A 24,994-nucleotide genomic window follows, 5' to 3' on the forward strand; every position below is an offset into this window, starting at 1 on the left:
TTTTTGTACAAGCCACCGATGCAGTTTATAACCATGCGGAGGTGATTTCGGAGACATATAATAACTTTAGCGATTTGCTCAATGGAGTGAAAGACAACGCAAAAAAAATGCTTAATAAACTCAGCAATGGTTTGATTTTGAGCAATTCTGAGAAAAAAAAGTTTGAGACATTAAACAAAAATGCCAAAACTAAACTGGAAATCGCATTAAAGTCTTTCGATTTGCACTATCCAAATACCAAAGATGGATTTCAGTTGAGAAGAAGGCAACAAATTCTTAAAGCCATCTCAATTATTGGGAATACCACAGAATGTATGAAATCAAATAAGAATCAAGCGGAGCCAATGAAAAAAGGCCCAATTTGGTCTTCTATGCCTCTTGCTGATCCATGTTCAGATTCACTTTCAGAACTTGCAGAATTTGATTTTCAATTACTTCAAGACAATGTGGCCTTAACGGAAGAGGAAGGTAAATTTGCAAAAGAAATTTTGGATGTGACAAAATTTACGCTAGACGTCAAAAACAAGTCTAAAGATAATAAACCTGAATCCCTTAATTTGAAACCCAATTTTGATTTACATTTAGCAAAAATGCAAGCCATAGCCGATAGATTCACAGCTCCAAAACCCGAAGTAGATTCAAAGCGTTATCAAGTAGATAATGTAAGCTTAAAATTAAATGGAAAAACCACACAACTCAAGCATTTTATTTTAGGATATGAAGGTGATTTTACCATAAATCTTAATGAGTTTTCAGAAGAAAACATCAAAGACAATACTAAAGATAAACTACTTTTTGTAGGTGCCCAGGCCAGCAAAAAAGAGCTTTTGGCAGTCCATGGAACAATAAAGGATGTAAAGACCGTTTACGATTATCTTAGTCCAAAAAAAGGAAAACTTACTGGAAAGCAGTTGTATGATATCTTTGTTGATAAAAATGGAAAACATATTACTCCATTATCCCGCTGCATTGAAGTAGCAAAGTTAATAGTCAAATATGCTGATGAATACGGATTAACTTCAAATGAGCGGTTGGCACATTTTATTGGGCAAATCGGTGCTGAGAGTAATTTGTCATCGTTAAAAGAAGGTGCTTTATATAGTACCAAAGAAAGGATAGTGAAAGTATTTGGTAAAGTAGAAAATATTGAAGGGAATATTAAATATTGTGCTTTGTACAAAGGATATGAAACTGATATTGATAAATGTGGTAATGCCAATGAGCCATCTCCTTGTGATCCAGCCATTAAAATATACAATTCAAAATTAGAAGTTAAAGAAAAATACCTTAATTCAAGAAATTTATTCGATTATGTTTATTCTTGTAGAAATGGAAATGGGCCGCCCAAAACAGGCGATGGTTACAGGTTTAGAGGCCGAGCATTTATGCATTTAACTGGAAAAGCTAAATATGAAACTTTAGAGTCTAATTGGAATAAAACGTTTCCAGATAATAAAAAAGACTTTACTTGCGACTCTGATGAATGTGAATCCACCAGAGAATTACTAGTTACAGATTTAGACTTTGCAATGAAATCTTCCTTGGCATTTTGGAGTAGCGTAAGTGCAAATGAGGAAGCTAATAAAGTGACAGATAGCAGTATTAAGAAAGTTTCGAAAGCGATAAACGGTGGTTATAATGGAATTGATGTAAGAATCACATTAACTAATAATGCTTATAATATTTTAAAAAAATGAAAAATATATATTTTTTAACAACCCTATTAATTTTATTTTCATATAATATTTTTTCGCAAAATAGTTATATTAAATATGAGGGAATATGGGAATTTTTGCCATCAAATGGTAAGGAAACAACATTTAAAGTATTTAGTTTATTTAAGAAAAATAAACAATTAGAAATTACATTTTGGAAAAAGAATAATTCTATTGATATTGAAGGAAGCCCATACACCTATTTTGGATTTTGGGATGTTCTGATAAATGAGCCTCAACCCAAGTATATTTTAGATATAAAACCCAATGGGAAGTATATTTTTTTTTATGATAAATTAATCAAAAATGATAATTCAAAAAATAAGATTGGATATGATAGTTTGGGTTATTTGTTTCAACCCACTCGTAAATGCGAATGGAATATTCATGAAAAATTACCTAATCATCAAAAAACTCTTGAATTATACTTCAATATGGAACCAGATGTTTATAAAAAGGTAGATGAAATTCCAGACTATGTATTAATTTCTCTTAAAAAGAATAAAGACCATTGGCAAACATATTTAGAATTTTTGGGAGAAAAAGAAGGAAGCATTCATGTTCAAAAATCCTTTATTTATTCCCAACCAAATAAGCAGACAAAAATGTACTTATTAAAGGATGATGAAGTCGAAATAATTGAAGAAAAAGAAGATTGGCTACATATACGTTATTACGGCAAAAAAGTAGTCGAAGGCTGGATAAAAAAGAGTGATGTAAAATAAAAGAAATTTTAAATCAAGAATACATTGACAGCCTTTGGGCTGTTTTTTATTTGAAAATCTACACTTTCTATTGATTACCTACCCAATTCTGAGAAAAAAAAGTTTGAGACATTAAACAAAAATGCCAAATCTAAACTGGAAATCGCATTGAAATCTTTCGATTTGCACTATCCAAATACCAAAGATGGATTTCAGTTGAGAAGAAGGCAACAAATTCTTAAAGCCATCTCAATTATTGGAAACACCACAGAATGTATGAAATCTAATAACACACAAGCGGAGCCAATGAAAAAAGGCCCCTTTTGGTCTTCTATGCTTCTTGCAGATCCATGTACTATGTCAATAATGTTGATACCCCATTTCGAATCCAAATAGCCACTTTTACAATCAAAAATATGATTTTCAGGTAATATTGCATCTTAACAAGATACAATTCATCTCCTCCAATCAACCAAAATTGCTTCTTTAGCATGATCATGTTCCAAAAAAATTACTGAAAATATAAAACATTGTGAATGTGACACTTGTATGATAATTTATGGTAAAGATCTCAAAAAAAACAATGCTATTTTTGTAAAAAATGTAAAACCACAAAAGTTGAATTCTATACTTAAAAAAGCTTATTAACAAGAGATTAACCAAAATATTGTTTTGCTTATAGAGGAGGGTGTAGGTATTTTAAGCTCAGCAAGACAACTGAATATATCACCCACAACTTTGCTGAAAAGAATCAAAGAAATTACCTCAAAATCACTCAACAACCTATTTCAAAGGATAAAACATAAAAATTAAAGAAATAAGGACTTATTTAATAAGGAAAGAGAAACTTAATTGGATTGTTTATGCCTTAGATAAGGAAAGAAGGAAAAAAATGAGTTTCAATATATTAGCCAGAACCCAAAAAACACTTAGAAACTAATAGAAATCGTTACTCTTTCAATCCCAAAAAAAGATATATTCTGACAAGTTGGTCAATTATAAATACCTAATAAATAAAGATATACACAAAACAAAAAACAGAGCGACTAATTTTATAAAACGCATGAATCTCACGCTTAAAACACATTTGAAAAGGCTTAATCGTTGTTGAATTTCTTCTACTAGAAGAATGATTTTGCTTTGGGTTGTTATAAGAATTTACTTTTAAGAATGAAACTAAAAATTCTAATTGCATTATTTTGATGACTTTTCTTGGGGTTACCAAATCTAATAGGTTCACTAGTATTTGGGCTCCATTCCATCACAAAACAATCAATTTCTAATCAATTGTTGTGACCTTCTAAGTTATAGGAAGTCTATATTAAGAATTTAATTTTAAATATTATTTATAAATCACCTCTTTTTTTAAAAATGAACAAAACTATATTTATCTCCCTCATTTTATTTAGTGCCTTCAATGTGCAGTTATTTGGACAAATAACCAGGCAAGATGTTAATAAAGCCTATGATTCATTTAATAAAACTACTGACAACGTTTTAAATAATATCGATTTTTTAGAGAGCGACACTACGAAACTCAGCTATTTTAAATTGAAAGATGGATCAATGAAAATAGGCTATTTTACTAGCTGGAATGCTCCCTCAACTATTGCTTTTATGAATGGGAAAATTACATCTTTTATCTTTAAGGATCCGAAAACCAATTATAAAGAAGAAATTCCATTCAATAATATATATGAAATATATTTTGTGCCTAGAAATGGAGTTTGTGATAATTTAGTTAATCCATATAAATTAATAAATGATAATAATACATGTTTTGTTTATTTAAAATCATATGATAAAAGTGGTAAACTAAACGAATCAGCTATTTTGCTTGTATTGAAAAAAGAATTAAATAATAATTCCAGTTTTAATAATGTAAAAAGTAATTCTAATATTAATAAAAAAGTAAAAATACTCGAGAGTTTCTCTCAAAATACTAGCATAATAAGCGGATTGCCTACATTATATTTTATAGAAAAAGACGGAAAGCTGTATACTGGCAAAACAGCAAAGTTTTATGAAAGAGTACCAGAAATATATTTAGATTGCCCAAAAATTCTGAATCTTAAAAAGTGGGAAAAAAATTCAATTTCATACACTGCTAAATTATATGAAAATGATGATTGCTTGGTTGAATAGATATTTCTAATATTTAAAGTTCTTTAGGTTTTATTAGGATAATAATTTGTTTTTCCATTAATAAAATTAGAAAATGTTTTATTACTATGGTTAAAATTTATAAATCAGAGCGGTAATTTGTCCATCAAGTTAGTGGGCCCATTTCAAGCTCAAATAGCCCCTTTTTCAGTAACAAATGTGATTTTCATGGAGATATTGCTTCTTAACAAGGTAATACCGAAATATATCAGATTTTCTAGTGGACTCTTTCCAGACCCAAATACCGTCATTTTTAGTAAATATTAGGTCTTAATAAAGAAACAAACTAGCTATATCCATCGAAATTGTGACCACTTACATTTGCAGTCTTACCGCTCTAACTTTTCTGTTTCGTATGAATAAAATTGCTATATTTTTTATGTTTTTTTTCCATGTTCATGTTTAGGCCAAAATAATCAAATAGAAAAATTTAATTCTAGAGAATTATTGGAAAAGTTTTCAGGAGGAAAACTGTTAGAACCATGTCAATATCCTGAAAAAGTAAAAATTTTATTAAAAAATAAGCCAGTAGGAACAAAGACTCCATATTTTATTTTAGATGAGAGTAAAACTAATTCCAAATTAAAGGTAAGGTTTTCTGTATATTTTGAAGTTGGTGAAAATGATTGTTTAATTCATTATTTAAAAATTTTTACAAACAAAAAAGAAATTTTGGATTCCCTAGTTGTTGATTATTTGGGAGATAGTTTCGGAAGAATTAACATTGAATCAGAAATTGAAGTTTTAAACGATAACATATCTATCGTACAAAAGGAATCTGAAATATTATACGATTATGATAAAAAACTTGAATTAATTAGGAAAAAAAACTTAGTTTTTATTCTGAATAAGTATGGAAAAATAGAATTAGAAAATAAGAGTATAACACCTATAAGCAAAAGCGGAAAATTGTTTTTTACAAATGAATATTTTTTAGATTATTATCAAAACTTAAAAATTCTAAGTCAAAACGATTATGAATTAAATAGTGAAAAATATGCAATAATAATTTCTAAGAATAAAGTTACAGGGGAAAAAAGTTATTTCTTATTAAATAGTTTTAATAGTCCGTTTTATACTAATTTGTTTTTATTGGGAAATACCTATAAAACAGAAAACTTAATTAAATCAATAGAAATAAAAAGTTTGAATAGTAATCAAGAAATTCTAGAAATAACCTTAGAAAATTCAATGACTTTAGGTTTGATTTTAGAGAAAAACAATAAAGGAAATATTACTTTTAATAAATATTATTTAAATAGAGAATATAAAATTATCCATAATTTGAGTAAGTCAAAATCATTAAAAAATACAATAATGTTTTTAAGGACATTTAATTAAATGTTTTGCGTGAGTTAAAATGATAATGGCATCCCGATTATTCATTAAATAGTCAATTTTTAGACAAAAAAAAGTGATTTTTAAGGTCATTATACGTCATAAGAATATAATATCAAAATCCCTAAATCAATCAAAATTCCTTGGTTTACATGCTCTTTTTTTAGTCATGCTGGCGAAAATATAAAACATTCTGAATCTGGTAATTCCAAGTTATTTTTTAGAAAAAAATCTAAGACAAAAAGCACCTTTAATTTGAAGAAAATTAAAAAAAACAGTAGAATCCTATACTTATTTAGCTCTTAAAAAGAGATTATCCAAAAAGTATCTTTTCATTTTAATAAGGAATAAATCTTTTATAAAAAAAGGGTTTTACTTAAACAATTATTTCAATTTGAAATCCTGATTATCTCTCTTCGGAATGTTAAGTCGAAACATTTTGAAAGCAGATAAATATTAAATTTATTTCTGCACACGAAGACTGGGTAAACAAGGGTGCAATTGATTTAGGAAAAAACTCTAATGATTTTGGAGGAAAATATTCTAAAGAAGTTCAGCCTATAATTGATTTAGCAAAAAATGAAGAAGGAGTAAACTCCAGTCAAGTATTTCCTCCAAGAGACGGTAAAAACGCATTGCACATAGAATTTAAACTAAATTAAAAATATGAACTATGAAAAAATTAATTATGCCAACTTTTATTAAAAAAAATAAATACGATGAGAAACTTAAAAAGTAAGGTTACGATTTTATTTTTATTATTGTTAAACTTTAATTCTTTTTCTCAAAAAAAAGAAACTTTACAATATTATAATAAATCTTTGAGATTTGAGATTAGTATGGAAATCCCAATTATAGAAAATATCTTCGTTAAGAACTTACTAAAAAAAAGATTTGAATCAGAAAGAAAAGAATTAGAAAATTATCAGAAAGAGCGTGATAAAAGTTACTTTTCTAAAAGGGCTGTAAATATGACTTACGTAACTTTATACTCTATTGATACAATTTTTTACAATACCAATGAAATAATAATAGTTTACGATGTCAAAATAGAAAATGCAACACCTGGAGTCGAAGATTATTTCTTTGACATATTTCACATTAATCTTAATAATGAAGATTCTGAAATAATCAGCACAAAAAAATATTTTAATAAAGACAAGAAAACAATTATTCAATTGATTGAAAAGAAGTTACCTAAATGCAAATTAATGGTAGATGCAGATTTAGACTCATATATTGTTGAAGTTAAAAAAAATGAATTTCATATTTTGATTTGGAAAGGATTATTAGAAACCGAAAATGAAAATTGTATTAATAAAAAAAAATGGGTTCAAGTAGGAACAAATGACCAAATATATAAGCTCCTATTTTCCACCAAAAAAATAGAGAGAAAGAGTTATATATATTTAAAGCCAAATAATATTTCTAATATGTACCTCATAAAAGGCGATGAGGTAGAGATCATTAAAGAAAAAGAAAATTGGCTACATATCCGCTATTACGGCAAAAAAACCATCGAAGGCTGGATAAAAAAGAGCGATGTAGAATAAAAGAAAATTAAATGAAAAATAGAAAGACAGCCTTCGGGCTGTTTTTTTATTTGAAAATCTACACATTCTATTCATTGTCCAACAAAGAGCCAAGTTGGCCATTGCCTTTCGCATTTTTGTACAAGCCACCGATGCGGTTTATGACCATGCGGAGGTGATAGTGGAGACCTATAATAGTATAGCTGATTTATATAAGGGCATTGCAAAAATGACCCAGAATATAATAGATAAATTAAATAAGGATCAAAAAATAAGGTGTTAAAATCTTTGGAGTTTATGGAATAAGTTTTCCTAATTCGGCATATTATGGTATACTGGGATAGACCCTATGATAGGTCTGAGGAGGTTAATCATGGCAATAGGATGCATAAAATAACCAAGGCAAAAATTCACCTTGGTATTTATTTAAATTTCCATTACGAAATATTTCCCATATTAATTATTGAACACCATTGAGTTGCCTAAACGATGCTTTAAATTCGTCTCTTCTTCTTCGAGAAACTTTAAGTTGAAGCTTGTTTTTAAGTTTGAGGCTTTGAAAATTTTCGTCCGTTTTCACCACAAAATTCATGTTAATTACCACGGATCTGTTTACCCTAAAAAATCCAAACTTTTCGAATTCTTTATAGAATTCTTTCAATGTTTTGGCCAGCATTATTTTTCTCCCACAGTTCAGGTGAATTTCAGTGTAGTTGATATTGGCCTTCAACAACAAAACTTCATTTGGATACACACTCTGCTTTCTATCAATTTTCAAGGGCATTGTTTTCATCGCTATCAATTATTTACTTGATAATTGTATCTCACTTCGGCCCCCAAAAACTTCAAATCAGCATCAAAAGGCATAGCAAATACTAGTCTGTAAAAGTTTATTTCGTTGTTAATTACAATATTTGAATTTATACCTTGAGTTCGAATACCGAAAGGGTCATTTACATTGGGTATTGTACCTGAAAATATATTGGAATATGCCTGAGGAACAACAGTATGATCAAATTTTTGAATAGCCCAGGATGTCATTCCCAAAGTGGCATCTCCATCTATATAATAAAATAATATTTGTGTTACCGTAGCTCCATTTGGGAGCGTCAAGGGTGCGTGAACAGAGCCTGCTCCCGAGGAGCCAGTAAATACAATTCCTTGGTTATCATGGGTGATTGAATTGGTAGATATATGGGCTACGAATGCAGAGGCAGGGATTTTTATAACCTCAGTGCGGGTAATATTTGACCATGAAGCCGTTCCTAAATTGTCTCCCGATCTTAAAAACCTTCCAGCTGCGGCATTTTGTCCTTCAAACCTTAGAGCACCTGCCGTTCTCAATGCAATACCGCCTGACACCGTATTTTCAAACACCCCCGCTCGGGCATTTATATTATTTGCTAAACCAAACATGGCATCGCCGCTGGTAGCGGTGTGGCCATAAACGCCTTTGCCAATGTTGGTTGTGCCATAGACGCCTGCCCCGCCGCCGTCGTGCTTGCCATAAACCCCATAACCATTGGCATTCAATGCGTTATTTATACCAGCTACACCCGCAGTATTTCCAGATGGAGCGGTTTCAAATGCATTGCCTAAAACCCCGTTTGCTCCATTTACGGCTGAGATGGTCATACCCTGAATACCAGCAGAGTTCAAGCCTCCTGCTGTATTTAAGATTGACAACCCTGCCGCTGAGAAAGCACCACTCCCGCTATAAGGTAAGGTCAATGATCCACCGCCTCCAGTCGAAGTTTCAACAGCCACCCAACCACTGCCACTACAAACATGTGCTTTGTTGTTGGAGGTTAGAAATACTACTTTGCCGTAATCTGCAACTGCACATCCTGGTAGGTTTGTGACTTTGGGTAAGTTCAAACTTTGGGGATTAATGATGACTGACTGTGCAAAAGTACCAAAGTTTGCCAGAAGGAGTACTGCTCCTACAATTCGTATAATTTTCATAAATAAATAAAATTTTGATCAATTTTTACTTTTCTCACGACAGCAAAATTGATTCGAAAAAAAAATTAAAAATTCTTCAATTATCATGATGTATTGCTGACTGTACCAATTGTAAGATTTTCTTATCCAGCAGTAAAAGCTTTATTTTTCCAAAATTTGGCAGTTTGGAATTGTAAAAAAAAGAGGGCTATTTTAAGGTAAAATTTGTTAGATAGAACGCAAATGAAAAGCTTATTAATACTTGTTTTTGTCTTGATAACAGGAGTGGCTTTGGGTCAAACCCAGACCATGTTGTTGGACAAATGTGAGAACTTTTACTTAGCCGGGCAGCAAGATTCTGTAAGAAAATATGCCAAACTAGCTATGGATTTAGGTGAAAGAAATAGTGAAAATCGCAGTGTTTTCCAGTTTTTTTTGGCAAATTCCAACATGCGTTCTTATCCGGATAGTTCGTTTAAACTTCTCAACGTGGTTTATAAGGAATTTCAAAAACGAAACGACACCAAATTCCTATCCTTTATTCATACTGCATTTGGAGGATATTATCGCAAAACGGGAAACTTTAAAGAAGCCATTGCCAATTATCAAAAAGCCATAACTTTTGCTGAAAAACATTATGGCACTTCAGATCCAAAGAAGCTAAATCAAATAGTGGCCGCACAGTACAACAGCATAGCTATTGTAAATCAAGAAATGTCGGACTTTGAACTATCTACCCAAAATGCACTGAAAGCATTAAAAATAGCTAATCAGTTCAAATTGCCTCAAATAGAGCTGGCATCAAGCATAATTTTGGGCAATATTCAAATGCACTTTAAGCAATTGGATCAGGCAGAAAAGAGCTTTTTTTCGGCAAAAAATTTATCATCAAAAATCAACGACCAGTATCGTCTCGGAGTGGCTTTAGCCAATTTGGGCATCATCAATCTGTTGCGGGTTGAAAATTCATCAGAAAACAAAAAGGCCTATCTGGCCTCCAAAAAGTATTTTTTGGAAGCACTCAATATGGCCAAAACTCAGAAAGATTATACCGCTATAACGGCAAGGTATTCCAATTTGGCCAATGTAGAAAATGCTATTAAAAACTTTAAGAGTGCGAACATTTACCTGCAGGAAGCTTTGAAAAATGCGGAACTTTCCAATTCAAAACTCTTGAAAATGCAGGTTACAACATCTTTGGCGAGAAATCATTTGGGTTTAAACGACACGCCAAGGGCTATTGAATTGGCCAATTTCGCTCTGGAAATGTCAAAACAGCTGAGCAACGAAAAGGAGTTGCCCAATCTGTACAATATTTTACAAGAAGCATACACCAAAGAGAAAGATTTTGCCAAAGCCCTGGAATACCAAAAAGCCCAAATGGCTGCTAAAGACAGTCTTTATACCACCAATACCACGGCCAAAATCACAGAACTGCAAACCAAATATGAAACTGAAAAGAAACAAAAAGAAATAGAAGTACTCACTCTTCAAAATCAAACCAAAGAAGCCCAAATCAAACAAAAAAACTATCTTATTTTGGCTGCTACCTTGGGCATTATCTCTCTTTTGGGTGGATTTTATTTTTGGAATAAACAAAGAAAACTAAAAAACATAAAAGAGTCCGCTGAAATGAAACAACGGCTTTTAAGAGCCCAGCTCAACCCCCATTTTTTGTTTAATTCTTTAAATTCTATCCAAAGACTTTATGTGGAAGGTAAAACCCACCTTGCCAATGATTTTATAGCTGATTTTGCCCAACTGATGCGGGATATTTTGGAAAAAACAGGCCGCACAAAAATTCAAGTTTATGAAGAAATGGATTTCATAGAAGCCTACCTTTCTCTTGAAAAACGACGGCTAGGTGATAAGTTTGATTATGAAATTTTATTGCGTGATGAGATTAGAAATGGCGACTATAACATTCCATCTTTCATAGTACAGCCATTGGTAGAAAATGCACTTCTACATGGGATTTTACCTAAAAATGAGCGAGGCAAAATCGTGGTTAAAGTTGAAACGCTAACAAACACCAGTCTTGAAATAAGTGTGAAAGATAATGGAGTCGGGTTTTATTCAGGCAAGAAAAACCCAAACCACAAATCCAAGGCTATGGAATTGATAAAGAACCGTTTAGGGAAAAGCGGAACCCTCAAAATTAAAGAATTGAAGGAAGCGAATGGACAAGTTGAAGGTACAGAAGTAAAGCTAATTATAGAATATTAGGCCATGTTAAAAATCATTATTATCGACGACGAGGAGGATGCACGATTTCTGTTGAAGCGGGCAATTGAAGACCATTTTGGAGAAATTACGAAGGTGGTGGGAGAGGCAGACAATTGCAAAAAAGGGCTCGATTTGATACAAAATACAGTATTTGACTTACTGTTTCTCGATATCAAAATGCCCGATGGAACCGGATTTGATTTATTAAATAAACTGGATTCAAAGGACTTTTCGGTGGTTTTTGTGACGGCCTTCGATCATTTTGCCATAAAAGCCTTTGAGTTTTCGGCGGTAGGATATTTGGTAAAGCCTTTTAAATCTTCGGAATTAAGAAAGACAATAGACCGAATACTGGAGTCAAAAACAGAATCCAACGCCCAGCAAACGCCTTTCAAGATTCTTCTGGAAAATTACGAGCAGACACAAATCAGAAAAATAGTGCTGCCCAACAATGATGGCTTTGTGGTGGTGAAGCTCGAGGAAATTATTTATGTCAACAGTGTCAGAAATTACTCTGAATTCCATCTGATTTCAGGCCAAAAAGTACTCACCTCGAAGCCCCTCATTACCTACGAAAACCTACTTTCCGATCAAGGTTTTTTCCGGATACATCATTCATACTTAATCAACCTTAGTCATTTGAAGGCCTTTGTCCGGTCAGAGGGTGGAGCAGTAAAAATGCACAACGGCGACCTTTTACCTGTCTCAAGACAAAAAAAGGGCGAGTTGATGGATAGATTTTTATAGCTCAATCTCCCTTAAACAGCTAATTTACTTTTTTTATTTATATCATTTAAACCTTATATTTTTATGTTAAGGCTGTGCTTATATTTTCTATTGTTTTTGCTTTTATCGTGCCATTCATCAAGAGAAAAACCACTTTTTGAACTGGTTCCAGAGGAAGAATCTGGGTTTAGTTTTGTCAATGAGCTCAACGAGACTGAACAGTTAAATATTCTGACCTATGAGTATCTGTACAATGGATCAGGCGTGGCCATTGGAGACATCAATAACGATGGCTTGCCAGATATTTTTATGGGAGGAAATTTGTTTGGCGGAAGGTTATATTTAAATAAAGGAAACCTAAAATTTGAGCAAATTTCGGAAACAGCCAATGTGTTTTATCGGGGATTTACCACTGGCGTCAGTATGGTGGACATTAACCAGGATGGTTGGCAAGATATTTATATTTGTCGCTCATTGGAGGACAATCCCGACAACCGAGCAAATCTTTTGTTGATCAATAACCACAACAATACTTTTACCGAACGAGCCAAGGAATTTGGATTGGCTGACACAGGTTATTCCACAGCTTCAAACTTCTTTGATTTTGATAACGACGGAGATCTGGATATGTTTCTGGTCAACCACAGGGTTGATTTCAAGAACGCACTTACTTTAAATACTTTTTTGGATAAAGGTACTAAGAGAATTAAACCCAATCCTTATGCTAGCGATAATGCATGCAAGATTTACCAAAACAATGGTAATCAGACATTTACAGACATTTCGACAAAAGCCGGAATCATGAATACCACTTTTGGTTTGAGTGCTTCAGTGGGTGATATCAACAACGACGGCTGGTCAGATATTTTTGTGGCAAGCGATTATGCCGACAAAGATTTACTTTATATAAATAACCAAAACGGTACATTTACCGACAAAATTGATACTTTTTTTGAGCATATTTCTAAAAACTCAATGGGTTCTGACATGGCTGATTTTAACAACGATGGTTTGCTTGATTTGATTACGCTTGATATGATCTCAGAAGACAATTTCAGGCAAAAACAACTGAAAGGAAATAGCCCTTACGACAAATACATGCTTGCTGCTGCTGTAGGTCTGCACCATCAGGTAGTGAGAAATACGCTTCAGTTGAACAATGGCGATGGAACTTTTAGCGAAATTGCTCAGTTGGCAGGCGTGTCGTATACCGACTGGAGTTGGGCTCCTCTATTCGCCGATTTTGACAACGACGGCTGGAAGGATTTGTATATTACAAACGGTTATGCTCACGATGTCACCGATTTTGATTTTACAAAATATGATTCTGATGAAGCCATTAAAAAATCAAGAGGGAATATGAGTACTTTGGAAATGGTCAACCTTATGAAAAAAACTCCAGTGTCAAATTATGCCTTTAGAAACAACAAAGATTTAACATTTTCAAACGAAACACTTAATTGGGGCTTAAATATTCCCTCTTTTTCTAACGGTGCTGCTTATTCCGATTTGGATCTAGATGGCGACTTGGATCTGGTGATCAACAACTTCAATTCTAAGGCATTTCTTTTTAAGAACAACAGCCAAAATATTAACAAGAATAGTTATCTAAATATAGTTTTTGAAAACCCTGAAACGGGTCTAGGAACGAAAGTTTGGGTAACCACAAAAGACACCAAGCAAGTTTTTGAATACACGCCTTACAAAGGGTTTATGTCATCTGTAGAAAATAAAATTCACGTGGGCCTTGGTAATAATCAAATAATAGATGAGCTGGTAATTGAATGGAAAAATGGAAAGAGTGGTGTTTTGAAAAATGTTAAATCCAATCAGACTATCCGTTTGAATATAAATCAAGCAAAGCATCAAACAGCTCTAATTCCAACTTTTGAAAAAACTATTTTCACTCAGGATATTTTGAACTTCACCTATTTTGAAAACGATTTTATTGACTTTAAAAGAGAGCCGCTTCTCGAACAAAGGCTCTCAGATAAAGGCCCATTTGTCTCTCAGGGAGATTTAAATGCCGATGGAAGGAGCGACTTTTTTGTTGGTGGATCAGCAGGATATTCGGCTACAATTTATTTCCAAAATGCTCAAAATAAATTCACTTCTGTACAACAAAAATGCTTTTTGGATGACAAACATTTCGAAGACGCAGGATCCGCTATTATCGATATTGACAATGATGGTGATCTGGATATTTTAACGGCAAGTGGAGGCTATGAATACGATATAAATTCGGAAAACTATGCACTCAGATTATATATTAATAACGGAAAGGGAATATTTGAAAAATCTAATCAAAACTTGAATTTTAAAACTAATGCGAGTGAATTGAAGTTGGCAGACATAGACAAAGACGGCGACATGGATGTGTTTATTGCCGGGCATGCAATGCCTTCCAGATTTCCTTATGCTGCCCCCTCTTTCTTATTGTTAAACGATAATGGCATACTGAAAAATGTTTCAAATCGACTTCCTGAAAATGGTAATTTGGGAGTCTTAAATGAGGCAGAATGGGTTGATTTGGACAACGATAAATATTTGGAGCTGGTCATCGCGGGTGAGTGGATGCCGATAACGGTATTAAAAAATAAAGGGAGTAAATTTGTATATGAACAATCATTAAACCAATCTTTTGTGGGCTTAAATGGCTGGTGGAATTGTTTGGAATTTGGAGATGTAGATAAAGATGGCGACTTGGATTTAATAGCCGGAAACAGAGGAGAAAATTCTTTTTTCAAACCTAACAAAACTTCACCTGCTTTAATATATGCCCAGGATTTTGACAGTAATGGATCTATGGATGCCATACCGGTTTATCCTTACAAAGACGGAAAACTATATCCTAAACACATTTTGGATGAATTGGCCAATCAAATACCTTCGATCAAAAAGAAAATGAGTCGCTATGAATCTTACTCGAATGCTCAAATAAAAGATGTTTTTAGTAAAAGTTTATTAGAAAAATCCTTACGCAAAGAGGCCCAAACAGCTCAAACAAAGTTTTTTATTAATGAAGGAAAAGGTAGATTTTCAGAAAGGACTCTGCCAATTCAGGTTCAGTTTTCGGCTGTCAAAGATGTTTTGATGTAAAGACCTAGACGGCGACGGAAATTTGGATGTATTAATGGTCGGAAATGAGTATGGTTCAGACGTGGATTCGGGTAGACAAGATGCATCTTTTGGGTGTTTTTTGAAAGGAGATGGAAAGGGCGGATTCAAAGCAGTCCTAAATAAAAAAGCAGGAATACAGTTAAAAGGAAATGCCAGAAAAATTAGTGTTACAAATTCTGGAAGTCAAATTTTGATTTGGATGAACGAAAGTCCGAGCATTATTTTGAAAAAGTAGCCGCTAAAATTTATCAGCGGCTACTCAGTATTTACTTTGTAATGGTTTTGGGTAAATTGAAGTTGGAGCTTGTCAACAATCTACAAGGATTTTGGATCTTAGCGGTAAATATTGCTCCAGCAGATACTTCAAAACCTGGATTCAACAAAATAGCATTACCCGCTCGGTATTCCGCTCTTGCAGGGGAAAGAATTTTGTTTAGCCCCAATACATACTCCGTGGCCTGATAAATGGTTGTTCCGCTATTTATTTGACTAACCGCCACTATATTTTGAGCTTCAGGGCTCACGCTAATATTTAAAATTGCTGACGAGCTTTCTCTTGAAACGGCATCACAAGTACTTGTGCCACTCACAACACATCTGTATTGATAACCGTTCATGCTTGTCGTTGCTCCGAACAATTGTAAAGTTGCTGCGGTGGCTCCTTGGTAGTAGGTGCCATCATAAATATTTACAAAACCCGCACCTGTATTAACCTGCCATCTATAGGTCAGGCCTTGACCAACTGCTCCTACAGTAAAATTCGCAAAATTTCCCTCACAAATCGTTTCATTGCTCGGGTTGGAGGTTATGGTGACGACCGGAATCACATTTAGTCCGGCATCTATCGACTGGCAATAATTATTTATTAAACATCTGAATTTGGCATTATTCAAACTCATTTGAACATTAGACAAAGATAAATTCGATGTAGTAACACCCTGATAAACAGTATTATTACTTAGATTAGAGTAATTGAGGCCGTCGAAACTTGTTTGCCATTGGTAAGTCACAGAGCCTCCTCCGATATGTACAGCCGATACATTGAAAGTCGTTGAATTGTTTTGACAAATAGTCTTGTTTACTGGCTGACCAAGAATTGTAATGGTCGGATCTACTTGTAGCATTGCCGCATTGGAGAAAATACTTAGGCACGTGCTAAATACCTCACATCTGTATTCATAATTGTTAAACGAAAAAGGGATATTTTTGATTAAAAGCTGTGAACTATTGACATTTTCGTAGTTGGTATTCGCAACTAAATACTCAAATCCATTTCCCTTGTTTACTTGCCAGCGGTAGGATACTCCTGTTCCGTTTGACTGCACTCCGAATATAATTTTATTTCCAACACAAACGGATTGTCCTAATGGATTCGAAACTATACTTGGCAAAACATTTATGGCCAATCGGAAGGTGTCAGACACAATTGAATTGCATGAATTGCTGATGATAGCTCTATATAAGTAGTTGTTCATCGAAAGGCTCAATCCAGAAATTTGAAGCGTATCATTCGTAACATCATTGTAAGTTGAGGAGGCTGAAATGTCTGAAAATCCACTTCCCGTATTTAGCTGCCATTGGAAACTGATTCCAGCAGTGTTGCTTAAATACAAAGGAATTTTAACATCCCCATTATCACATCCAAACACATAATCGATATAATTTAAATGATAGGTATAAGGTATTGTATTATCCGTTGACACTTGATGAGATACAATTGAACTGCGGCAGTTATTCAATTCGCAAGCCACATAATACGTGGTGCTCGCTGTTACATTGGTAAGATTAGCACTTATTGAATTTTGTCCAGCAACATCAGAAAACCAAATTGGTACAGAGCCTCCTGAGCATGTTGTGGTAAGGACAAGGTTGCCGCCCGCACAAACATATTGAATACCTGTTGGCGGTGCGGCTGGTATTGGGTTGATAGTGACATTGGCTGTAGCCACACTAGTACAACCCATATTTGTGACCGAAACAGTATAAATTCCCGAATTGCTTAATGTGGAGATGAGGATGGTCGGATTTTGTAAAATCGAAGAAAATCCATTAGGCCCAGACCAAGTGTAATTACCACCCCCAGATGCGGTGAGATTTATTTGACTTCCAGTACACAACGTCAAGCTGGAGTTGATTGTGATGGTTGGTAATGGATTAACTGTGACACTGGCAGTAGCTGTTACCACATACACTCCACTTGTCACCGTTAGCGTATAAATACCCGAATTGCTCAATAAAGCCGATGAAATTACTGGATTTTGACTACCAGATGAGTAACCATTGGGTCCGCTCCAAGCATAACTTCCGCCGCCCGTACCACTAAGGTTTATAGGGCTGCCTTCACAAACCGTCAGGTTTGAATTTATACCAATGGAGGGAAGTGGCGTAATGGTTACGCCCGTTGTTGCAGTGCTGGTGCAGCCATTGGCTGTTACGGTTAGCGTGTAGGTTCCTTGGTTATCAAGAATCGAACTAGTAATTATGGGGTTTTGAGAAGCGGAGGTGAACCCGAATGGACCATTCCAGGAATAAATTCCACCTCCTGAGGAAGTCAGGTTTAGGCTGGATCCTTCACAAACTGTTAATGATGAGTTTATCGTAACAATTGGTACAGAATTGACGCTTACCGATGTAGTCGCAGAACTTGTACATCCATTCACGGAAAGTGTAACTGTATAAATTCCGCTTTGGTTGAGAGATGCTACATTTATGGTAGGATTTTGTAATAGAGAAATAAATCCATTGGGCCCTGCCCAAGAAAAATCCCCGCTTCCTGTTGCAGTCAGGTTTATTACCTCACCTTCACAGAGGGTTTGATTCGCACCTGCCACTAAGGCAGGAATAGCGTGGACTGTCACGCTAGTGGTTGCACTTGCGGTACAGCCATTGGTGGTAATTGAGAGACTATAAACTCCAGTATTTATAACATTAGCACTGTTTAAGGTAGGATTTTGAGAGGTTGATGTAAATCCATTAGGTCCTGCCCAATCATAGCTGCCTCCGCCTGAGGAAGTAAGATTAATCGGATTGCCTTCACAAATGTTCTGATTCGAATTGATCGTTATTGTCGGTAAATTATTTACCGTTACCACTGTTGTAGCACTTGCACTACACCCATTTGCTGTTATAGTTAAGCTATATGTCCCAGACTTATTTGAAGTTGTTCCCGTTATTATCGGGTTTTGTAGTGTAGATGTAAAGCCGTCTGGCCCTGTCCACAAATAATCTCCCCCTCCAGATGAGGTCAATGCTATGGTTTGACCTTCGCATAACGTTTGACTTGTACCAATATTTATACCAGGTAAGGCAGTTACAGTAATATTGACAACCATATCTTTTGAACTTACACCATCAGAAACTCTGATGGTGAAGGTTTCAATACCATTAAATGTAGCATTTGGTGTAAAACTTAATCCACTAGGGGTCACAGCTCCACCGGTTGAAGGGGAAGTAGAATTAAATCCATTCATAACGCCATTTGTAGGACCTGTTACTATACTCCAAGTTAAGGTTTGCCCAACATCTATATCACTGATAGTTAGGAGATTATTTAATGGATAAACACCCGAGTTTTGACAAATAGTTTGATTTTGTGGGCTAGTCAATGAAAAATTAGGTTCATTATTGATGATATAAGTTTGGCCCGAAGAAAATCCGCTGGTAATGGCATTTCCAGAGTTATCGACAATGGACGTCCCTGAATTTTTAAGATTTATAGACAGTGTTCCAGCACCTGAAATATTGTTAACCGTGACATTGTAAAATAAACTACCAAGGGACGAGAAGCCAGATAAATTTCCTTGGACATTCCCGGTGGTTGCTAAAGTAAAGTCTGTTAAATCGACTCCAGAGACAGATTCAGTAAATGCCACTCTGAAGGTTACTGTATTTGAATTGGTCATCTGGCTTACTGGGTTATTTCTTATAATACCAGATACCGAAGGTGGGACAATGTCGTATTGAATCACAAAGCTTGAGGGAGCTAAATTTGTGTTGTTTGCCCCATCAGAAAATGTGTTTGCACCAATAGTAGCGTTTACTGTTCCGGAATTTGTTGGAATTAGATTTGCAGTATAATTTTGCCCACTTCCTGAGAAATTACTTATTGAACCATTGCTTACCGTGAAATCCGTGAATGCCAAACCTGTAATAGGCTCACTAGCAGTAATGGTCAAAGGAATAGGACTTACATTCGTAGGGCTATTTATAATACTACTTATACTGATTGTAGGGGGCGATTTGTCAACATCATAGGTCTCTCCGGAATTAAACGGCTCATTGGCTAGCGTAGGACTTATACCTGTATCATTGACCAAATTTAGCCGGATAGTCCCATCGCCGCTTCCAGTATTTACAGAAACTGTCCAAGTAGTACCCGAACCAGAAACAGTACCCACTGAAGCACCTGTCACACCGGTGGTGGTTAAACTAAAATTGCTCGAAGACAAACCTGTTATTGACGAAGAAAATGTTACTGTATAATTTACTGAACTGGCATTGGTGGGTGAAGCGTTTGCTCTAACTATTGAATTTACGTTGGCAGAAACCACAGGTAAAAAAAGAAGAGTAGCGTACAAAGGCACATTTGTTCCTCCAGCAGTTGAACAATTGTTCCCACCAATTTTTTCATTAAGCTGGATTCTATAATTACCCCCTGTGACAAAAGTATGTTCAATTTGAGAACGAGTCCCACCTGTTCCACAAAAATTATCATTGAATGCAATAGCGGTAGATGAGCTAGACGGGAAAACAGTTAAATAAGTGTCTATTGACGCGTCGCACACATCAAATCTCATTTGAGCCCCAGCCGGAACATTTTGTACTTCCACATATTCTCCCGCCCAAACTGCGTTGTAAAGCAAGTTTCGACCACCAACAGTGTAGTTGCTCACATTGGTATTGCCCGATGTGCCAAATGCAGGTGTATTATTAAAAGGACATTGTGCGTGGCTAGCGAAAACAACGGAAATAAAGAGGAAAAAGGTAATCAGATTCTTCATGACAATTTGGGTATTAATCATTTAAAATCTCCAAGTTAATCCACTCAATAAAGGACTATTGCTGTAGTTTATCAGTTGGTTGTTTTTTTAAGTCAATTTGCAGAACTAATTATCAATAGATTAGGATATTTTCTTGGATTGTCTATTTATGCCGAATTTTTAAAATTGAAAACCATTTATCGAAGCAGCAAATGATGATTTAAGAATATTTGGGCTTTGAGATAAACTGTAAATCAATAATCATCAAGTTTACAGAAATCAGAAAGACCTATTGTAATATGAATTGAAAATATAAATGTATTTTTCAATGGAACTGCGAGAAATCTCTGCTGGGCGGATGATGTACATTTGTATACATGATTTCAAATGAGTTACTTACAACACCTAAAAACTTAAATGAATTTGAAGAATTTTTCGAATCGAAATCGAAATTCATAGAATAAGTAAATCAATTCTAATCAACTCTAAGCATTTAAAAGGATTTCAAAAAGGATATCCTTTTATCATAAAAATGGTATAAGATAAAATCTTTGAAGCCTATAGAAGTAGAAAAACAAATAATTTGGAAAAATTATTACTTATTAAATAATATTCAACTTGATATTTGGCAACTTTTGTGAAAACAAGATAAGATAAAAATGAAAATAGCATCAAGACTTGTACTTGATGCTATTTTTAAATTTTAAAGAGTGATTCTAATTGGCACAGCCTTGTATATAGGCATAAAAAACAGTGCCATTTCCAGCCTCGAAAGTCGTTCCCCCTCCGGATGTACTAGGTTTTAATTCAATAGACTTACCAGCTCTAAGATTTACATTTGCATTACCTGTGATTTTATTGCTTGCCGTCACAGTTTCTGACGCTTGAAGTACGGTAGTTCCGACAGCTTTATCGTCGGTAGGGCTAATTAAGACTAATGTTGTTGGACAAGGAGTACTATTTTGATTTATTTTTGTAGTGAAAATCCCTCGACCATGTGTACCAACCACTACAGTATTATCTGATGTTCGGAATTTAAGCATATCACAGCGTACATGGGCCAAAGCAGTGTTAGTAGGAGCCCATTGGGGATTTGCTGCAGTGATGTCGCTAGTTGACCAGACCCCTAGCTCAGTAGCTAAAAGCACTTGCTTTGTGTCCACGGGATTGATTAATGAATATCTAATAGGAACATTAGGAAGTCCCTGTCCTGTTCCATCTTTCGATATCCAAGTTGTACCATCATTGGTGGTGTAAAATACCGATTTGACATTGTAATTAGATTTGGTAACAATGATTGTACTTTCTGTTGTTCCAAAATCCAAAGACGAAACATTACCTTCAGAGGTGGTAGTTTTATCCATTATTTTGGTAATGGTAGTGAGAGATTGGTCTCCGACAAGGTTTATTCCAGTGACTTTAAAAACATCTCCAGTGTTTGTGCCTATAAATAAATTACCTTGTGTTTTGCCTAGTTTTATAAACGAAATATCCAATGCCCCTTGACCAGTTATTGTTAATATGCTTGTCGAATAGTTATAATTAGGAGACGTACCAGTTATATGATATCTGATTATCTTAGTGTCTGATTCTGAACCTAGTGTATAGTTGTCATACAAGGTATGATTTTGCGAATCATAGTCCGATGAATTAATAAATGTGCCTCTATCACCAGGTTGAGGCATCATCTCTACCCATGAGTTGGTGTTATGTGCCCCTGCTTTATTGAGCTTAGGCGTTACATTGGTGTAATGACTAATTACGATATTGGAGTCTAATTTATCAATAAAACACAAACCCCCGTCACCTGAGTTTATTTCAAAACCTTCACCTATTGTACCGTAAGCTCCTTTTAAAGAGTGCGTTCCGTTGTCTTGTGTACCACCAATGGTAGTTGCATTGTTGGCAAAGGGATTTAGATCTACTGCAAAATATTGTGTTATATTATAGTTTTTATTTCTCTTTTGAAAAGCTGGGTAATTTGTCCCAGAACTGCCCCAATCTGCGGCATAATATACTCCGCCATCACCTCCAAAAATGGCTTCATCGGGAAAACCTGGACGTGCCGCAAACGAATGTTCATCAACGTGCATCATTGCTCCATAAGCTCCATAGCCTAATTTTGGAAGCCATGTGTTTCCACCATCTTTGGTTACACTAAAAGTGACACCACCTGCATACAGTATATTGGGATTTGTAGCATGAGTTCCTAGAATTAAATCGTACCAACCTTGCGTACCAACAAAATCTTTTTCTCCTCCTCCATTTAAATCATCGTATTTAGGTACTGTTATGTCTGTCCAAGTGGCACCAGCATCAATACTTTTCTTAAAGAATCTTACATTAACAGTAGAATTTGCAGAAACGGCATAAATCACCTGGGATGTGCCATTTGTACTAGGTGAAAGTGCAATTTCGACCCTTGCACTGCCATTGACATTTGCATTTGGAGGAGTAATTATATCAAAGTTTGAGATGGTATTATCAGTAGATTTATAAATTTTTTGTGCAAAACTATTGCCGCCTTCCGCAACATATAGAATACCATCTGTACCAATTTCCATATCAGAAATTCTACCGGCATTAGATACAGGCGGTGCGTTAGTTCCTGTTAAAGAATTCCAAGTAGCACCTCCATCTGTTGAACGTACAATTCCCCACATATTGACAACATATACATGGCCTAATGAATTTACAATAATTTTTAACACTTCTCGCCATCCTGCAGCCACATTGTTATTTTCGTAATCAGGAATGGTAGATGTCAATCTTGTCCAAGAAGTTCCTCCGTTTGTACTTTTCCACATTCCACCACCACCTGTACTACTTGACCCAGTATTTCCAATTGCGTCAGAACTTGCTCTTTCGCCGGTCCCAGCATACATAATTTGCGTATTACTTGGATCATAGGCAATATCTCCAATAGCTATATTATCCCAAAAGTCATCAACTTTTGTCCAAGAGCTATTTCCATCCGTAATATCGTTATTATACCACAGTCCTCCTGAAACCCCTCCAGCCCAAACTTTCTTTTTTGTAACGTCATTTGGATCCCACATCATAGCACGAGTTCGCCCACCAACATTATTGGGGCCTCTTTCGGCCCAAGTTACATTAGGTACTGCACCCATAAGTTTTATCATTTGAGACATGATATTTCTTGATTTTTCTAATTCATTTCTCGGTACTTGTCCAGTTTTTGGATCTTTGGTAATGTTGTATTCAAATGCAGCCCTTGCTCCTGGGTTGTCTTTCCTTTGAGCATAAATTGCAAATGAGGTTAGAACAAAAAATGAGAAGATGATAGAATTGATTTTCATGCTTAATAGGGTTTTCTTAGTTTTTGGTTATTTTTTAAAATTAATTATTTTTTTTAGTTTGATTCTAAATCCAAAGACTTTTTTTCAATTTCATTTCATTTCAATACAAAATGATTAATTCTCCAAAATAAGATTTAATTTATTTCAAATCTATATTTTTCAATGTTGAAATATCTTTGATATTTTAAATTTATTATTTTCAAAGAGTTATTAAATTTTCACCAGCTGTCTTTACTTTGTTTGATTTTTTCTTTTTGCAAATACTCAAAATTAGGATTTAATCGTGTCAAAGTATCCAAGAGGTAACCTCTAAATTCTGAAATAATGAATAGTGAAGAGAAAATTAAAGGCACATCCATGATTAGAGCGGTCTATTTCGGTATTTCAAGTATTTATAACTTTCAATACAATTATGCTCCAGCTCTTAAATATGAACCAAAAGCCTATCAAATGGCAAAAGATACTTCGGTCACAATGGTGTTGTCTCCTAACAAGATAAATTCCTACAATACATTCAACTACCCAAATTTGTTGCCGTTTATAGATAGTACATTTCAGAATTACAAAACTTGGTCGGAGAAGAATCTCATCAAAAATTAGGTACAAATGTTTAGTTAGTGCTGGCATTACCAATGAATGTACTCATGCAAAGAAAACATCAAAAATTGTGACAAAATTGTGACAAATCAAGAGAAAAGATTAACCAATGAAAGGAAAAGGGCAAAACAAAAAAAAAGAGTGTAAATTACTTAAAATTAGTAACCTACCCTCTCTTTTATTTCATTAGGTTGGCTCTATTTTGCTTTCCTAGTACCGGGCAGGCGTACCAGCGATAAGACTCAAAATAACAAAAAAGGTCTTAAAACCGAAGTTCTATGACCTAAAGTACCGGGGACGGGACAGCGACGGCTGCCGATCACCCCCGCACAAGCGATAAGACTCAAAATAACAAAAAAGGTCTTAAAACCGAAGTTCTAAGACCTAAAGTACCGGGGACGGGAATCGAACCCGTACGAGCGATAAGGCTCACAGGATTTTAAGTCCTGCGTGTCTACCAGTTCCACCACCCCGGCGGGTGATATGCCCTAAGAAACAAAAAAGTCCCCATTTTCATAGGAACTCTTTATCTCTTGAGCGAAAGACGGGTCTCGAACCCGCGACCTTAACCTTGGCAAGGTTACGCTCTACCAACTGAGCTACTTTCGCTTTTAAAGAACCTCTTTCGTT

General features: G+C 34.8%; 16 protein-coding genes and 2 tRNA genes. 12 read left to right on the forward strand and 6 right to left on the reverse strand.

Annotated elements, in window-relative coordinates; genetic code table 11:
* The 7 genes from EGI24_RS12520 to EGI24_RS12545 form a co-directional block, all read left to right on the forward strand.
* A partial coding sequence (locus EGI24_RS12520; RefSeq protein ID WP_255048762.1) for a hypothetical protein occupies window positions 1-1,697 on the forward strand: 1,697 nt, incomplete at its 5' end.
* The gene (locus tag EGI24_RS12525; protein ID WP_255048763.1) at window positions 1,694-2,440 is read left to right on the forward strand and encodes a hypothetical protein; all 747 of its coding nucleotides are present in this window, start codon (window positions 1,694-1,696) and stop codon (window positions 2,438-2,440) included. The genes EGI24_RS12520 and EGI24_RS12525, both read left to right, overlap by 4 nt.
* Before the next feature lie 967 nt (window positions 2,441-3,407).
* On the forward strand, window positions 3,408-3,530 hold the full coding sequence (locus EGI24_RS21985; protein ID WP_409035479.1) for a hypothetical protein: 123 nt from the start codon (window positions 3,408-3,410) through the stop codon (window positions 3,528-3,530).
* A 260-nt stretch (window positions 3,531-3,790) separates the two neighbouring features.
* The gene (locus EGI24_RS12530) at window positions 3,791-4,564 is read left to right on the forward strand and encodes a hypothetical protein (protein WP_255048764.1); all 774 of its coding nucleotides are present in this window, start codon (window positions 3,791-3,793) and stop codon (window positions 4,562-4,564) included.
* Between the two features lie 465 nt (window positions 4,565-5,029).
* Window positions 5,030-5,923 (forward strand): hypothetical protein, encoded by an 894-nt coding sequence (locus EGI24_RS12535; protein ID WP_255048765.1) that lies wholly within the window; start codon window positions 5,030-5,032, stop codon window positions 5,921-5,923.
* A 716-nt stretch (window positions 5,924-6,639) separates the two neighbouring features.
* On the forward strand, window positions 6,640-7,473 hold the full coding sequence (locus tag EGI24_RS12540; RefSeq protein WP_255048766.1) for a hypothetical protein: 834 nt from the start codon (window positions 6,640-6,642) through the stop codon (window positions 7,471-7,473).
* 11 nt (window positions 7,474-7,484) lie between these two features.
* The gene (locus EGI24_RS12545) at window positions 7,485-7,631 is read left to right on the forward strand and encodes a hypothetical protein (protein WP_255048767.1); all 147 of its coding nucleotides are present in this window, start codon (window positions 7,485-7,487) and stop codon (window positions 7,629-7,631) included.
* Between the two features lie 281 nt (window positions 7,632-7,912).
* Here EGI24_RS12545 and EGI24_RS12550 read toward each other — a convergent pair whose 3' ends face one another.
* Window positions 7,913-8,236, reverse strand: coding sequence for a LytTR family DNA-binding domain-containing protein (locus EGI24_RS12550; RefSeq protein WP_255048768.1), 324 nt, complete (start codon window positions 8,234-8,236; stop codon window positions 7,913-7,915).
* 14 nt (window positions 8,237-8,250) lie between these two features.
* The gene (locus tag EGI24_RS12555) at window positions 8,251-9,417 is read right to left on the reverse strand and encodes a hypothetical protein (protein ID WP_255048769.1); all 1,167 of its coding nucleotides are present in this window, start codon (window positions 9,415-9,417) and stop codon (window positions 8,251-8,253) included.
* A 222-nt stretch (window positions 9,418-9,639) separates the two neighbouring features.
* Between EGI24_RS12555 and EGI24_RS12560 the strand changes: the two genes are divergently transcribed.
* From EGI24_RS12560 to EGI24_RS12575, 4 genes are all read left to right on the forward strand, one after another.
* The gene (locus tag EGI24_RS12560) at window positions 9,640-11,622 is read left to right on the forward strand and encodes a histidine kinase (protein ID WP_255048770.1); all 1,983 of its coding nucleotides are present in this window, start codon (window positions 9,640-9,642) and stop codon (window positions 11,620-11,622) included.
* A 3-nt stretch (window positions 11,623-11,625) separates the two neighbouring features.
* Window positions 11,626-12,369, forward strand: coding sequence for a LytTR family DNA-binding domain-containing protein (locus tag EGI24_RS12565; protein WP_255048771.1), 744 nt, complete (start codon window positions 11,626-11,628; stop codon window positions 12,367-12,369).
* Between the two features lie 63 nt (window positions 12,370-12,432).
* Complete coding sequence (locus EGI24_RS12570; RefSeq protein WP_255048772.1) at window positions 12,433-15,447, forward strand: VCBS repeat-containing protein; 3,015 nt, start codon at window positions 12,433-12,435, stop codon at window positions 15,445-15,447.
* 22 nt (window positions 15,448-15,469) lie between these two features.
* Window positions 15,470-15,703: a hypothetical protein gene (locus EGI24_RS12575; protein ID WP_255048773.1), complete on the forward strand. Its 234-nt coding sequence runs from the start codon at window positions 15,470-15,472 to the stop codon at window positions 15,701-15,703.
* A 31-nt stretch (window positions 15,704-15,734) separates the two neighbouring features.
* Here the strand turns inward: EGI24_RS12575 and EGI24_RS12580 are convergent, their stop codons facing one another.
* Both EGI24_RS12580 and EGI24_RS12585 read right to left on the reverse strand, forming a co-directional pair.
* Window positions 15,735-20,468 carry a 3-coathanger stack domain-containing protein gene (locus EGI24_RS12580; protein WP_255048774.1) on the reverse strand — a complete coding sequence of 1,578 codons (4,734 nt, stop codon included), beginning with the start codon at window positions 20,466-20,468 and terminating at the stop codon, window positions 15,735-15,737.
* 695 nt (window positions 20,469-21,163) lie between these two features.
* A complete protein-coding gene (locus tag EGI24_RS12585; protein ID WP_255048775.1) occupies window positions 21,164-23,767 on the reverse strand; it encodes a 3-coathanger stack domain-containing protein in 2,604 nt (867 codons plus the stop codon).
* Window positions 23,768-24,091: 324 nt separating this feature from the next.
* Between EGI24_RS12585 and EGI24_RS12590 the strand changes: the two genes are divergently transcribed.
* The gene (locus EGI24_RS12590) at window positions 24,092-24,367 is read left to right on the forward strand and encodes a hypothetical protein (RefSeq protein ID WP_255048776.1); all 276 of its coding nucleotides are present in this window, start codon (window positions 24,092-24,094) and stop codon (window positions 24,365-24,367) included.
* 387 nt (window positions 24,368-24,754) lie between these two features.
* Here the strand turns inward: EGI24_RS12590 and EGI24_RS12595 are convergent.
* A tRNA-Leu gene (locus EGI24_RS12595) sits at window positions 24,755-24,840 on the reverse strand.
* 60 nt (window positions 24,841-24,900) lie between these two features.
* A tRNA-Gly gene (locus EGI24_RS12600) sits at window positions 24,901-24,973 on the reverse strand.
* Window positions 24,974-24,994 lie beyond the last annotated feature (21 nt).

The organism is Lacihabitans sp. CS3-21, from assembly GCF_024343675.1.
GTDB lineage: Bacteria > Bacteroidota > Bacteroidia > Cytophagales > Spirosomataceae > Leadbetterella.